9 protein-coding genes and 1 pseudogene are annotated in these 16,044 nt (G+C 39.0%); 6 read left to right on the top strand and 4 right to left on the bottom strand.

The window, feature by feature from the left end:
• Both F3I09_RS25120 and F3I09_RS25115 read right to left on the bottom strand, forming a co-directional pair.
• On the bottom strand, positions 1-240 hold a 240-nt coding region (locus F3I09_RS25120; RefSeq protein ID WP_223233383.1), incomplete at its 3' end, for a transposase.
• A 353-nt stretch (positions 241-593) separates the two neighbouring features.
• Complete coding sequence (locus tag F3I09_RS25115; protein WP_149697807.1) at positions 594-1,427, bottom strand: hypothetical protein; 834 nt, start codon at positions 1,425-1,427, stop codon at positions 594-596.
• A 1,049-nt stretch (positions 1,428-2,476) separates the two neighbouring features.
• Here F3I09_RS25115 and F3I09_RS25105 point away from each other — a divergent pair.
• Positions 2,477-4,780, top strand: coding sequence for a caspase family protein (locus tag F3I09_RS25105; protein ID WP_149697806.1), 2,304 nt, complete (start codon positions 2,477-2,479; stop codon positions 4,778-4,780).
• A gap of 620 nt (positions 4,781-5,400) precedes the next feature.
• On the opposite strand, the gene F3I09_RS25100 is transcribed toward F3I09_RS25105, so the two are convergent.
• Positions 5,401-6,549 carry a hypothetical protein gene (locus F3I09_RS25100; protein ID WP_188133952.1) on the bottom strand — a complete coding sequence of 383 codons (1,149 nt, stop codon included), beginning with the start codon at positions 6,547-6,549 and terminating at the stop codon, positions 5,401-5,403.
• Positions 6,550-7,589: 1,040 nt separating this feature from the next.
• Here F3I09_RS25100 and F3I09_RS25095 point away from each other — a divergent pair.
• On the top strand, positions 7,590-8,141 hold the full coding sequence (locus F3I09_RS25095; RefSeq protein ID WP_149697804.1) for a hypothetical protein: 552 nt from the start codon (positions 7,590-7,592) through the stop codon (positions 8,139-8,141).
• Between the two features lie 504 nt (positions 8,142-8,645).
• Here F3I09_RS25095 and F3I09_RS25090 read toward each other — a convergent pair.
• Positions 8,646-9,362 (bottom strand): hypothetical protein, encoded by a 717-nt coding sequence (locus F3I09_RS25090; RefSeq protein WP_149697803.1) that lies wholly within the window; start codon positions 9,360-9,362, stop codon positions 8,646-8,648.
• 532 nt (positions 9,363-9,894) lie between these two features.
• Between F3I09_RS25090 and F3I09_RS34825 the strand changes: the two are divergent.
• The 4 genes and pseudogenes from F3I09_RS34825 to F3I09_RS25080 form a co-directional block, all read left to right on the top strand.
• Positions 9,895-10,053 (top strand): annotated as a pseudogene (locus tag F3I09_RS34825) (two-component regulator propeller domain-containing protein); the annotation flags it as partial.
• A 630-nt stretch (positions 10,054-10,683) separates the two neighbouring features.
• The gene (locus F3I09_RS25085; RefSeq protein ID WP_255479960.1) at positions 10,684-13,995 is read left to right on the top strand and encodes a two-component regulator propeller domain-containing protein; all 3,312 of its coding nucleotides are present in this window, start codon (positions 10,684-10,686) and stop codon (positions 13,993-13,995) included.
• Positions 13,996-14,126: 131 nt separating this feature from the next.
• Positions 14,127-14,249 (top strand): hypothetical protein, encoded by a 123-nt coding sequence (locus F3I09_RS34645; RefSeq protein ID WP_255479959.1) that lies wholly within the window; start codon positions 14,127-14,129, stop codon positions 14,247-14,249.
• A 317-nt stretch (positions 14,250-14,566) separates the two neighbouring features.
• Entirely contained in the window at positions 14,567-16,018 is a 1,452-nt protein-coding gene (locus tag F3I09_RS25080; protein ID WP_149697801.1) for a cellulase family glycosylhydrolase, read from the top strand.
• Positions 16,019-16,044 lie beyond the last annotated feature (26 nt).

Raw genomic sequence — 16,044 nt, 5'->3', positions numbered from 1 at the left:
AATTTCGACAAATGGCCACTCTTCAATCGGTTGAGTCTTAATTACACCGGAAATAAAGCTGGTCGTCACGTTTTCTGATTTCACAACTGTTCGCTTTTGCCAGTTATAATAGGTTGATGTCGTGATACCATGTGTTTTACAGAAGTCCTTAATAGATAATTTTTCGCTTTCTTTTTGCTCCAACAAATATCTTATCTCTTCTGTGCTGCGTTTGCCTGGACGTAAAATTTTTCGTTCCATATGTCATTTTTAGAATCGCAATACTATTTTGATTAAACCAGACTAGCAAGACGCTCTATCTCGGGTGCATACGGATTTACTAATGCTTTACCGATAACCTGTTTAGTAAGTTTTAGGCCGTGACCTTGCAGTCTTTTAAGGATTTCGATAGTATTGATACCCTCATTAGCCTTCCATAAGAAGGCTTTCCTTAACAGCTTGCCAGTTTCATTTAAATTCCCTCAGCTTGTTCCTTTGTTGATACCCTGGTGTATATAACACATTGTCGATTATCTTTGACCAATGATTTGGACCCGGCATATTTGGAGAAGAAAGCCTGGTATAGCACCCGATGCCTGAATTGTGCGGGGATATTAACACGAATGTAATTTTATTATCTTCCCATCATAATTCTCAATTTCTTCCTTCATGCTTGTAGCTGTGTGTAGTAAACATGCAATATTGATAAGTCTACTTACTCTTTTTTCAATTTCATACTCTTCCATAGGTATCGTATAAGAAGATTTATCATTGCTGTCTGCACGAAATTCCCTCAATTTAGCAACTAATTGCATAGTTTCATTATTATACTCCATTGATTTTTCCAATTCTGATAACGCCAAATTATGAAAGTAGCCATTAGACTTTGAATTGATATCGTAAATTAGTCGTTCTATTTCTAAATTTTCATCATCACTCTCACGGTGATTATAGTAATACTTGTTCAGAAAAATCGTCAATTCACCAGTATAGCAAATAATATAATTTAAAACCCTATTTAACTCATCCGGCCTGCAACTGCTTCCAAGCCACTCATCTGTTAATCCGTCGTAATCTCGTAATAAGTCATAAAAATATCTTACTTGTGATGTAGTATCGAATTCATAGAATAAATCTAAACCATAATTGCGCATTTCCTCATGCGTTTTACCATCGCTACTGAAATATTCAATATTAGGATATAGTTTTTCAGTTCTTTCAGAAAACCAATGGAACAAGCTCCAGAGTTGCTCGGTTGATAGCAGTTCAATATTTTCACCAATCTTGCTTATTATATTATCGTACCGCAAATTCTCTTCGAATTTGTCCTGATTTTCCAAGAGGTATTGTTTGTAAGAAAAACTATCATCTTCCTTACTGATCAAAATAAATAGTTTTGTTCTTGCAATTTCCTTATTGAATTTAAAAAAGTACAATTGTTCTGACATTATTTCTCGTTTAATGCTATAGAATATGAAAAAGTCGGAAGTTCACAGGTTTACTGGCGTATACATAAATGTTCCCGAAAACCAATTTAATGGCCTGATGTGATTGTTTTATTAAAGTTATCAAGCGCAGGCAACATCCCCTGATAACTGTTTCGAAGATTTAATACATACGTAAATTATTGAATTTATCGCAAATCTTTAATAATAGGCTAGACATTTGTCCTGCAACCCCTGACTGTCCTTTTTCCTCCAAACGCTATTCAGGCGCGAGAAGGTTACTATCTGAAAATTTAAGTGAATTTTTATACTTTTACGGCCTATCCAATTTATAGATCTAATTTAAAAGAAGCTTAGTTAAGCATTGCGTGGGGGCTATAACGAATATGACGATACAGTACTAGTTCATTTGTTCAAACAGAACAATGACCAGTTGGCGTATACTGAAATATTTGAACGCTATAGCACTTTGTTGTATGCACATGCTTATAATAAATTATGAGATCAGTTTGAAGCAGAAGATGTTGTGCAGGAAGTATTTAGTAAACTACCATTACTGGTATCTATGGAAACCGAAAATTACCCTCGAACTTTTATCATACTATTTTGCTCTATTTGATTTAAAAGTAGGAAAGTATCAGTTAAATAATCAACAATCTGGTTCGAGTTTCCCATACCTGGGGTCACGGAAGATTAAACGCTTCAAGTTATTGAACTTGAAGCGTTTTTGTTTTTGGATGATTTTCTGCAATTGATTCATTATCAAAATCTAAGCGGGTTCGAGTCCCATTGCCGTTTAGGGATCGCATTGGTAAGTTATGTGATTGTTAAGTATATAGTTTAATAGGCTCTAAAAGAAAGAAGTTTATTTACTCACTTGATGAAGCTCAATAATATTGAGGATGTAGATAAAGAACACGTGACATTATAACATCATCAAGGTCGAAATATTTTGCTTATAACCATTCGTTGTTCGTGACATTAAGTCTCATTCTTCTCGATTTCAGATTTTTCGTAGCTATGTCTAACTTGTTTATTACTATCATTGTAAAATGATTAGTAGAGATAACTATTTACTTGCTATAGGAATTGACGATTACGAGTATGCAGACTGGAACAATTTAGCCAATGCTGTAAGAGATACCCAGGCACTTGTTGATGTTTTAACATCAAGATATTCATTCGAACTTATTCAAGAGCCTTTGTATAATGAGCAGGCAACAAGGAAGAATATCTATGCTGCATTTTTTAATGCATTGTCAACGTTAACTGATGAGGATAACCTTATAATTTTTTTTGCAGGTCATGGATTTATGCATCCTTTAAGTCATAAAGGCTATTGGGTTCCACATGAAGGAAGAAAAAATATATCTGATTATATTTCAAACTCAGATATAAAAGATTTCATTGAACAGATTCCGTCTAAGCATATTTTCCTAATAGCCGATGCATGCTTCTCCGGCACTTTTTTATCCAGAACAAGAGGAAATGTAATAGAACAGTATTACACGTCTTTAGACAGTAAAGTATCGAGATGGATGTTAGCCTCAGGAGGCGAAGAAACCGTATCAGATGGACCGACTGGGCAAAGTAGCCCATTCGCCAAATATTTATTGAAGTTTTTGAATGGGAATACTAATAAATATGCATCATCTGGAGAAATAATTAAATACGTTAGCGCCCTCACAACACACTTTTCTGCCCAAAAATCTAGAGGAGAATATATAAGTAATATTGGTCATGAAGGAGGTGAGTTAGTGTTGATATTGAATTCGCCATGGGTAATGACAAGTTATGAAGCTACAGATGGTTTTCCGCGAACAGATGCACTTACAAAAGAAATTCGAGCTATATACAGACGTCGGTCGACTATCTCTGCTGGAAAAGAGATTTTTTTAGTGGATTCGTTCAATGATATTCCCCACCTGTTTTTAATTGAATGTTTTAGGTTTGATGACAATGGCAAGAAGAAACTTTCGTTCGAAAAGAACAAAGTAAAGATGCCTGCGAAAGATAATCCAGACTATTCTCTTAAGCTTCTCCAACGTTTTGCAACATGGGAAGGTTTTTCAAGATATTGGGATAGTAACCAGCATTTATATATAGATAGGGAAGTACATGTAATACATGCTTCAAAAGAAATAGAAGAGGTTGAAGAAACTGAGGCTGCAATTCGTCAACAGGAAGTAATCCAAGACTTATTAGACGCCAACCCCACGCCCATGCGATGTTTGCATTGTCAAAACATGATCAGCACTAACGATAGTTATTTGGTGGAATTGGATGAAGTAAACGAGAACGTAGGCAATGTACATGCTGAATGCCTCAGGCCCGCAGACAGAATTCTTGGAAAGAGTACTTTTCCTAATTTGGTTAATACTCAATTGGTGAACTTTGATTATCAAAAATGGATAGATCTTCGTAGGAAAGGTCAAGCCTTCTTAAATAACGCTAAAAAAGCATCTGAGGACGAAGATGTTCAGGTTTTAGTATGGAATCGCGCTCACAATTTAAATAGTGGGAATTATTGTATCAATATGATTTTAGAGGATGGATCTTCAAGATATTTAAGATTAGGTAAGCGAATTCACCGGTTTAATGAAAATGAGATTGACGAAGAAGTAGCCGCATTCAACTTAGAATTAAAGGAGGCTATTGATGCGAATGATCCGTTAGCAATAACTAGTGAGAATAAAGTTTTAGCACACGTATCAAGATTGGAAGGTATAAAATCTGAGTCTGAAAAGATTTTACGAATTATAAAATGCGAAAAAGACCGCTATAGCTATCAATTGGACTCTGCAAACGAGCATATTGAAAATGACTATGCACCGCTTGGTCTTCTATTAAATCAGCAACATGAGATAATTAACTTCAGCAATTGTATCCCCTTGATATCTGATCCTACTAAAATGGAAGAATTATACGCGAACTGGAATCAAGCTGGTTTTGGTACTGAAAAATTTATGTTTAAGATAATAGAAGATGATAAAGAGCTTGATTTGTACTTAATAGACTTTTTTGCGAACGGCATGCAACCTATCATCGATCCATACTTTGATGAAAATAAGGAATTACTTCAAGGTACTTATATCAGTGATATCGAATCTTTGCAAGATTTAGGGAACAGATCGCAAGGAAAATTGAATCCAGATGGTTTATTAAAAGCCGGAGATCGAGTAAAAGTTGTTTTCCCTAATGTAGAGACGGATAAATTTGCAAGAGGTATTTTGCTAACAGATGAATTCATTGGTGAAGACAACATTTCATACGTTATTTTCCAACCAATAGAGGATGGCATTGTTCTTGAAAACATGAAGTACAAAATTCAAGCCCAGCTAATGGTAAAAGATTAAAGTTGTAGTTAAGCTTAGTTAGTAAGAAGCCTCCGAGTACGAAATAACGTAAGTATATAAAACTACGTTTTCTGCAATAGTCAGGACTCGATCAGACAGTTGATAGGACTTAATTGTATGACCCCAAGCATAGTCCTCGAACTTTTGTTATATTATTTTAGCTCAACGAGGAAAAATTCTAATTGAGGATGCTAATTCATCAATAATATGGTTCGAGTTTCCGATACCTGGGGTCACAGAAAAATGAAGCGCTTCAAGTTCAAGGACTTGGAGCGTTTGCTTTTTTAGGAAAGTTGTATACGGTATTAATTATCAAGCTTTAAAGAGTTCGAGTCATGTTGGGACGTTTGAATTGCAGTCGGCCAGCAACTCCGGCTTTTCCTTGTTTGAACTCATCACTAGTTACTACATAATCATACAAGAATCCCTTGTACTGTCAGATGCAATATTGACTATTGCAGGCCAGATAACGTCAATGCAATGTTAGCGGCTACCATATCTATGAGCCACATATCAGCGTTGAGTATTGTCTTTTAAACCAGAGACGATGCATCCACAATTATAAAACCCTGTCACTTTTTATCAGAAAAGCGGCAGGGTTTCGTTATCACTGATGAGAATTAGAAGATATCCCAGTTGCCCCAACTATTAATATAATACCATTTATGCACAAGATTGCTTGAGGTACCTACAGCAACTACATTAAGACCTTCCGCACCTCTCGTTGCAATATACGGAGCAGAAGTAATGTATCCTCCCAGATCATCCCAGCCTCCCCAGCCTTGTGTATCCGTAAACCACTTATGTACTAAGTTATTGCCGACACCTCTTGCCACAACATTGATACTATAGCCAGTAGCACCCCTTACCGTAACATTGGGCCTTGAGGTGATACTGCCTCCAAGGTCATCCCAGTTTCCCCAGCGCTGAGCTTCCGTGAACCATTTGTGTACCAGGTTATTATTGGTTCCCTTTGCAAACACATTGATATACTCTCCATTTACACCTCTTACTACTGCACAGGGTGCACTGGTAATATTACCTCCAAGATCATCCCAGTAAACACTCCATCCATATGATTCGGTATACCATTGGTGTACCAGGTTACCACTGGCTCCCCTTGCAAATACATTGATATATTCTCCATTAACACCTCTAACTACTGCGTATGGCTCTGAAGTAATGGTACCTCCAAGGTCATCCCAGCCTCCCCAGCCTTGTGCATTTGTATACCACTTATGTACCAAATTATTATTGGCTCCTTTTGCAAACACATTGATATACTCTCCATTTACACCTCTTACTACTGCCTGCGGCGCAGAAGTAATGTATCCTCCCAGATCATCCCAGCCTCCCCAGCCTTGTGTGTCTGTGTACCAGGTATGCACCAAATTGTTATTGGCTCCCTTTGCAAATACATTGATATACTCTCCGTCTACACCTCTGAATACTGCGTACGGATTTGAGGTGATATAACCGCCAAGGTCTTCCCAGTCCGTCCAGCCGCTACCTTCAAAATATGCCTTGTGCAACAGATTATTATTGCTACCCCGGGCAAATACATCCACCGTATTCTGATTACGCGTGATTATTACAGGATCGCCGGTAATAGCAACAGTAGTCAATGTCTGAGCTGATGCTACTGCCTGATGGTTTTCAGCTGTGCTTACTTTTCCTTCTTCAGGTAATAGTTCTTTTTTACAGGATAGTGTAAGCATGCTACTGATTAATACAGGAACAAATATTTTCAAGTACGTTTTCTTTTTCATGAAATTGGGTTTTGGTTGCTTATTTGGGTTACGGAATAATCTGGAAATAGGGATTATATTCAGCTGCATGGCCAATAGAATACCGTATGAGGGCACAGTATATCACAGCTTACAGCTGTCCTACCAAGTAAATTATTATTAATGGAAAACGTTGCGCAGAAAAGGAGGCAACATAGTGGCAATTTTGCCGGTATCGGGTCTCATCATCAGGGATTTATAACGGATTAACTGGATTTCAAAAGCAATATACAAAAGTTTTTCTTTACTACATTAAGACAACATTTTTTTTCACAAAAGATAATTTTACCATCCTCAGTAAAGAGTAAGTCTCAATTTTAGCACTCGCGATCACGGAAACAAAAATGCCTCAGATTTAAAGACCAGTCGTGTGGAATTGTGGTTTCAACATTAACTTCGGCAGTGTCAGAATATAAAGCAATCCTTTTTCCGAGGTTCGTCAACACCATAGGCAACCGTCTTCGGGTGGTTGCTTGTAAAACAAAAGTTATGGCAATAGAAAATATGTGGCAACCGCAAAAAACGACAGGAAACGGCACAGTACAACATATCATTTAATAGTATTACTTTATAGATAATAGTTTTCTTAAATCTGTAAGTAAGGAGTTCGAACTTTGTACCAATGGGATCACACCAAATAGATAAAACCTGCGATAATCGCGGGTTTTTCTTTTTTAGTCGAGCGTTTAGTCGAGTTCCTTTTTTATAACCCCGATTTCTTTCCCTTACTTTATACAGATTAATCAGCTTTTACCAAGGTATGAAATATCTATATTGGGACTTGCAAGTCTGTATCCCTCCGAGCAAATACATATTGTTAGCAATGATGACATCACATAGATTTGCCTGGCCATCAATCAGCCTGTCACTGCACAACTGGATACTACAACAAAAGTAAATACCCAAATACTCACTAACAACAGGCATCCGCCCTGAGGGGGGCTATGGCTGAATAAATAACGTCAAACTATTAGGATTGGCGGACATGCGTTATCTTTATTGTCAAACAAAATAGTATATCTATGTCTGTTAAAAAGGTTTTTATGCTGGCGCTTCTTACCTGCCAGATACTTACATCCTGTAATCTGACAAACCCTGAAAAGTATTTTGACGTAGCCGTATTAAACTGTAATACGATCACCGGCATTTCGGGTGATGGCCTGATGCAAGAACTGGAATCTCCTTCTGTAAAGCTCAAGGAAGGCAGCAAAAGTGATGTCGTGCCTATGACCAGAAAGGAGACTATTGATCTGAAAATATTATTCATAGAAGACAATCTTAAAAAACTGAGTAAGCTGACAGAGACGGCGGAAACAAAAGAAATGATTGAAACTTCGACGTCTTTACATGAATATGTGCTGGCTATCTATAAAAACGAATACCGTGAACTTGCAAAGATGTATGATGAAGGTGCTCCTCAAGAGCAGATACAAGTGAAGGGACAGGCTATTCATGATAAATACAATACCAGATTTGAAGAATTATTTAACAAGCTCATGATGCTTGGCAAATCTTATGCACAAAAGCATAATATCTCTGTTAAATGGGGCTTTGGATCTTCTCCTGCTAATTAAAAAGCATTTTGTAGTCGAACTTCTGATGCCTGTCAACAGTTTTTATTGTCATTTAACATCAGAATGAGACCGGCAATAAAAAGGGCAGGCTGCTTAAAATAAAAAACCGCAAGCGCTATGCGTTTGCGGTTTTGGCCCGGACGAGGCTAGCAGTTGATCTTATGTGTTTGATTCTATAGTCGTAAAAACTACCTGTTCTCCGGATCTCACGAAGCTGCGAGAAAGTCTGCGATGTTATATAGCTTGCTAGGAGCCTGTAGACTTCACAATATTAATCCATCGTGGCTCAAAGACATGTTTCGCGCATATCTTCCTAGCCTAATAAAGACCTTCCCCTGGGTTGGCCTTTATTGACTTGTTTTTGCGATAATATCAGGAGCAAAATTGTGATCAAGCATGAAAAATAAGGCACTAATGTCTTAACTACAGATTTCATTTCGTATGATTCGGTGACAGGGAGTTATTACGTAATTTAGCAATATAAATGCTTCCATACTACTTTGATTAGGGTACGTCATTATATAGGATTAGTCTAATAAGTCTACCTTTCTTAAAATACATTACAATGTGATGTCCGAAGCTATGTACAAGTGGTATGTTAACGAAATCCCATTCCAGTTTTTCAACTCCATTATGCATTGATTTTTTGTGTGGATTGCCATAGGTTTTCGTTGCTTTTTGTTTGGTATCGCCTAGTCTAAATCCTTTGTTAGTCGCAAAATAACGCGAATCAATTCTTGTCGCTTGACTTAAAAAGCCATTAAAGTTCTTTAACTTCTGTTTAATTGTCGCAGGCTCTCCGTTTTCATATAATTCTATTCTGTCAATCAAGTCAGCTGTAACATCATTGTTGTAAAAATGATAGGTAATCCCTCGATAATGGTCAGTATAAAGCTCAAAAACAATTGTCTGATTTAACGTATCGTTAGTAAACCAAACCTTTTCGTCTGAATAGATCGAGCCGCTTTGTATCTTACGTGTGGGATTACCACTTGTTTTGTCATCAAGCATCACATTAGTTATAGGATAGTCGTCCACAACAAATCTTTTAACAGTATCAGAAATCACAGTTGCGGGTTGAGGCTTAGATTTTAAAGCAGTATCTGCCGAAAAAGCCTCCTTCTTAGCATTTTCGGCTTTATTTGTTGTTTTAGGAGCGGAAAGATTACAAGACAAAAAAACAATTAAAAAAATAGCGGGGAACATTTTTGATGTCTTCATAGAGTTGGGATTCAACTCAAATATACTGAATATGCCGGCATCAGCAATGCGCCCCGATTTCCGACAACTAAAGCTTAACCTCTAACGTTTAACATATTATTTTGCTCTATTTATGTGCAAAAGTCAAAATCTCAGTTAAATCCGTAATAATCTGATCCGAGCTTCCAATACCTGGGGTCACGAAAGGCGTTCGAAAGAGCGCCTTTTTCATTTATAGTCACTTCCTGTCTGTATAAATCAAAATCTGCGATCAAGTTTGGATTCCTTAGCCCCAATGTATGCTGCGTATAAAGTGTAGCTTCCGTGTGCGTACGTTGCCAGGAATTTGTTGTATATTAATTTAATATTGGATTGAAATGCCCTAACTTGTTATCTTATATATTTAGGGATTTATTACAACTGTACATTTAATCCATCAGATAGATTGTTGAAACAGTGAGTACAATGAAAAATTACATAAGGCCACGAAAGAACGGGCTGATTTCACTATTGGAAGAGGTGCTGAAATCTTCCCTAAGTTAAACACGTTGTGATGCGTTTTCTTATTTGGATTACTTTACTGTTGCAATCGCTTGCTGCCTTGGCCCAAAGCGAGTACTATAATTTCTTCAAGCTCGATATACATACCGGTCTTTCACACAACCAGGTGAATGCAGTGTTGAAAGATCCTGATGGTTTTTTATGGTTTGGTACAATGTCTGGACTCAACCGGTATGATCGGTATTCATGTAGGATATTTCGTAAGAATCACAATGACAGCTCTTCGCTAAAGGATAATAATGTCCTGGCACTTTATGAACTCCCTGATAGAAAGATGTGGGTGTCAACAAAGAGCGGACCTTGTATTTATAATCCGGATACAGAAGGATTTGATGCAGACTATTTTAACTATTTGCATCGCCTGGGTTTACCTGCAGGTATGATTGAGAATATTGTGAAGGGAAACAATGGCAGATACTGGTTTCTATACAACGATAAGGATCTATACCTGTATTCAGTTACTGACAAAAGTGCAAAGCCATTCAGGCAACAGGGCAGCCAACATCCTTCTGAGAAGATCACTTCCGTTGGAGAAACAAAAGACGGAAAGTTATGGCTGGTATATCAAAATGGATTCCTGCAGAAATATGATATAGCATTGGGTAAAGTCATATTCTCCAGCACCGCTTTACAGAAACAGAATAAGGGAAGTAATCCTAATGATCTTTTTGTAGACAGTGATGGAGATGTCTGGCTTTGGTGTTACACCTATGGCGTTTTTCTTTTTCATCCGCAGGATAACACGCTCAAACAGTTTAATAGTAGTTACTTCCCATCAAGGTTGAAATCGGACGTAGTAAGTCAGATTGTTCAGGATAATAAAGGTCTGATCTGGGTTGGATCGGACCATGGTGGAGTCACACTGATAGATAAAAGGAACAATTTCCGGACGAGTTACCTGCTGAATGATCCAAAAGACCCCAAAAGCCTCAGCCAAAACAGTATCACTACAATTTATAAAGATGATGATGGAATTATTTGGTTAGGAACTTACAAGCAGGGTGTAAATTATTTGAACAGCAACATAGTCCAATTTCCGTATTATCATCACCAGGAATTAAATGCGAAGAGCCTTCAATACGATGACGTAAACCGTTTTATTGAAGACAGACAGGGTAATATCTGGATTGGCACCAACGGCGGAGGATTAATTTATTTTGATAGAAAAAATAGTACATTCAAACAGTATCTGCACGATCCGAACAATAGCAATAGCCTTAGTGCTAATGTAGTCGTAAGCTTGTGGATCGATCATAAAGACGTACTTTGGATTGGAACTTACCTGGGAGGGCTCAATAGTTTCGATGGAAAGAAGTTTTCACACTACAGGCATGATGATCTTGATACTTCAGGTTTGTCAGATGACCGGGTCTGGGAAATATTTGAAGACAGAGAGCATCATTTATGGGTAGGTACTTTGGGCGGTGGTTTGGATCGTTTTAACAGAGAAACAAACAAGTTTGATCATTTCAGAGATAGGACCGATTCTCAGCTTTCCAATTATATTTTTGCCATCCTGCAGGACAGAAAAGGCAATTTATGGATTGGAACAGATGCCGGTGTTACCGTTTTTGAAAAGAATGGAAATACCCCGGTTTTTTATCGGTATACAAATGAGAATAGCAATTTAAGCAACAACAATGTTTCCTGTCTTTTGGAAGATAGCAAGGGCCGGATTTGGCTGGGAACCCCGGAAGGCTTGAATTTGTTTGATGAACAAACAAAAGAATTTCAAATACTCACTACCTCAGATGGCTTGCCCGATAATATGATATTGAATATTCTTGAAGACAATCATCAAACAATCTGGCTTTCAACACCTAATGGGCTATGTAATGTTATTCCAAAGCAAAATAATAATGGCCTTACTTTCTCTATCATTAATTATGATGAGACGAATAATCTGCAAAACCGCGAATTTAATGATAATGCAGCACTCAAAACACGGGCAGGCGAATTGATTTTCGGCGGTCCTTTCGGCTTTAATATTATTGATCCGGACGAGGTTAAGAGGCATGCTTATCATACCAGGATTGTTTTCACTGGTTTACAGATTTTAAATAAGAATGTTGAACCAGGTGGGCTGATCAATAACAGGATACTTCTGCCACAATCTCTATCAAAATTGCAACATATTGACCTGAAGTATAAAGAGAATGTTTTCTCAATTGAATTTGCTTCACTCGATTTTGGCCGCGATACCCGCGATAAGTACGCATACATGATGGAAGGGTTTAATGCTGATTGGTTTTATACCGATGGCACTCAACGAAGGGCTACTTACACAAATCTTAATCCAGGTCATTATGTTTTTAAAGTAAAAGTTTTAGGCAGGGACGGATCTTGGAGCAGCGTTAAAACTTTGCAGATTAATATTGAACCGCCATTCTGGAGATCGCCCCTTGCATATATAATTTATATATTGATCGCTGCAGTATTGTTTTTGCTTGCCCGTCGTATTACTTTAGACAGGATCCACATGCGCTTTGAGGTGCAGCAACAGCGCAGGGAGGCTCAAAGGGCGCATGCAATGGACCAGTTAAAAACAAAGTTCTTTACTAATGTCAGTCATGAATTCCGTACACCGTTAAGCCTGATCATTGCTCCATTAGACAGGATTATTAAGCAAACCGATGATAACGAGCAGAAAAAACAATTAAGTCTCGTACAACGGAATGCAAAACGCTTGCTGAACCTGGTAAATCAGCTACTCGATTTCAGAAAGATAGAGGTGCAGGAAGTGAAATTGCACCCTTCAATAGGCGACATTGTAAGATTCTGCGCAGATATCAGCCAGTCATTTATAGATATTGCGGAAAAGAAAAAGATCCGGTTTTCATTCTCCTCCGGCGTTGACAGCCTGGAAATTTATTTTGACAAAGATAAGATTGAAAAGATTTTATTCAACCTGCTTTCAAATGCTTTTAAATTCACCCACGATAACGGCACGGTGAGCATTAATCTCACATATCATCCGCCCGTAAATAATGAGGGAGATGGAACGCTTGCAATTGAAGTTAAAGATACTGGTATCGGAATACCAATCGATCAGCATGAGAGGATATTCGAACGGTTTTTTCAAACGGAGGTGCCGGAAAGTATGGTGAATCAGGGAACTGGTATTGGCCTGGCCATCACAAAAGAGTTTGTAAAATTGCATAATGGGATCATAACTGTAAAAAGCGAACCCGGGAAAGGTACATGTTTTACCGTGTTACTTCCGGCAAAGAAAATTTATGAATCTTCGGCCCGGGCTGTAGCCAACCTCATATCGACAGAAAATGCAGCACAAATAATATCTGAAGAGGGTAAAAAAAGCGGCAGAAAGAAAACGATAATAATTGTAGAAGACAACGAAGACGTGCGCTTTTATTTGAAGGACAACCTGAAAGAGCAATATCATATCGAAGAGGCCACTAACGGAAAGGAGGGCTGGGAGAAAATAAAATTAATAAATCCTGACCTTGTGGTAAGCGACATTATGATGCCTTTGATGGACGGGGTTGAACTGGCGAAGAAAATAAAAACCGAGACGATGACTGCCCATATTCCTGTCATTTTGCTTACAGCTATGGGAAGTGAAGAAAAACAACTGGAGGGTTTGAAGGCGGGCGTGAACGACTACATTACGAAACCCTTTACTTTCGAAATCCTGGCGTCGCGCATCAGCAATCTGCTGGCACAGCAAAAGCTGTTGCAAAAAAGGTTCCAGGCGCAAGTTGAGGTCAATCCAGGAGAGGTGACCATAACTCCCGTGGACGAAAAGTTCCTGAAACAGGCTTTGGAAATTGTCGAAAAGCAAATCGATAACCCCGATTTTTCGGTGGAAGACCTTAGCCGTGAAATGTGCATGAGCCGGGTTACCTTATATAGAAAGATAGTTTCGCTTACTGGCAGATCGCCCTTAGACTTTATCCGTTCGATCCGTTTGAAAAGGGCGGCCCAGTTATTAGATAAAAGTGGGATGTCTGTTTCCGAAATTGCATATCAGGTAGGATTCAATGACCCCAAGATTTTTACCAAATTTTTCAAGGAGGAGTTTAAGATCACGCCTTCACAATACCTCGCAAATATTAGAAATAAGGGTAGCTAATGCCTTTTTCTTTCCGGTAAATTACCCCTGAAGATCAGTTGTTTGTAACATTTTACCCCCCAATTTGAAACAATCGGCTGCCAAATTTCAGACACTGTGGTGATAGCTTTACAGCATTCTAATCCACGTGTATGAAATTCCAATTACTGCTGTTTAGCCTGCTGGCTCCTGCGTTATTAAGTGACTTATTGGCGATCAATACGCCTTTGAGATCAATGTTCCTGACGCCTGGACTGGTACCTCCATTTATATAATAAAGGGTTATGCATTTGACTACCTGGCCCACTATGAGCCGTGGCAAGAGGCTAACGCCACTATTTCCCCCATTACCACCAAGGGGTGGCTACAGTGACCATTCCATTATCAATGTTCAGGACCAATGGCGGTAAAGGCGCGGCAGTCGCAAGCCGCCTGACCAGTTTGCTGGGGTAGCTCGGGCAAAGGAGTTGTAAATATCCAGACCAGGAACTTTTTCTGCCCTCCTTCGGTCTCCGGTTTGCAAGTCGCTATGGATAATATCAGGGTGGTGAAGATTAAATAGTGTCAATATTATTAATCAAATACAATGAACATGAAAACCAGAAGTTGGTATAGACTTATCGGATTTATCATTTCCGCCGTAATGTTTGCATACTGTAGTAAAGAGGGCGCGGTTGCGCCAGAATTGTCGGTTTCTTTGTCTGAAATTGCTTTTGAGGCAGATGGTGGCGCCGCTGATCTAACTATCACCAGTAACGTAGCATGGAATATTAATAATCCAGCTTCTTCGTGGTTGCAGTTAAGTCAGTCAACAGGTAATAGCAGCAAGGCTTCTATCCGGTTAACCACCGTACCCAATACCACAGGCGCAGCCCGATCAGTTGTGTTGGAGATTAATGCAGGCAACAGCCAGGTGCGCAGGGTTACTATAACACAATCCAGTGGCTTATATCCGGGTTATAATATATCCCCTGCCCCGGCCGACCCAACCGGCATGGGAAGCACCGCCGTGCAGTTGGCGGCTAAATTTAAACTGGGATGGAACATTGGCAACACCCTGGAAGCTATTGGTGGAGAAACCGCCTGGGGCAATCCTTTGATTAGTGAAAGCCATATACAAGCTGTAAAACAGCAGGGATTTAATGCCATCCGTCTGCCATGTTCCTGGGACCAGAATTCCGATAAAACTACCGCTAAGATAAAGGATGCCTGGCTCAACCGGGTAAAACAGGTGGTTCAATATTGTGTCAATAACGACATGTATGTTTTACTCAATATTCACTGGGATGGCGGCTGGCTGGATCAAAATATTAACAAGGCAAAGCAAGATTCAGTCAATGCCAAACAAAAAGCATTCTGGGAACAAATTGCTACCACCATGCGTGATTTTGATGAGCACCTGATGTTTGCAAGCGCTAATGAACCTCCCGCTGAAAATGCTGAGCAGATGGAAATACTCACCAGCTATCATCAAACCTTTGTCAATGCAGTTCGATCCACCGGTGGACGTAACAGCTATAGGGTGCTTGTGGTTCAGGGGCCGTCAACGGATATTGACAAAACCAGTAATCTGATGAACAGTCTCCCGACAGATAAGGTGAAAGATCGCATGATGGTTGAAGTACATTATTACTCCCCGTTTCAGTTCTGTTTAATGGATGGCGATGCATCCTGGGGTAAAATGTTTTATTATTGGGGCTCAGGACATCATTCCACGATTGAACCGGATCGAAATGCCACCTGGGGAGAAGAAGGTGATGTAAACAACGCCTTTGGCAAGATGAAAACCAAATTCGTCGATAAACAAATTCCTGTCATTATGGGTGAATACGGCGCCTACCGACGTGGAAATAGTAAGTACATTCCTAAAGATTTGAACACCCACAACGATGCTGTGGATTATTGGTTAACTTATGTAACCAAACAGGCAATCGCCAATGGTATAAAGCCCTTCTTCTGGGATACGGGTGGTGCTTTGGACAGACGAAATAACACGGTACTTGATAAACGAACAATCGATGCCCTTGCTGCAGGTGCTAAATAAAGAAAAAGTAGATCTTCCGATGAATA

The organism is Chitinophaga sp. CF418, from assembly GCF_900142925.1.
Taxonomy (GTDB): Bacteria; Bacteroidota; Bacteroidia; order Chitinophagales; family Chitinophagaceae; genus Chitinophaga.
The sequence above is the reverse complement of the archived record's forward strand: the minus strand, read 5'-3'. Positions and strand labels throughout refer to the sequence as shown.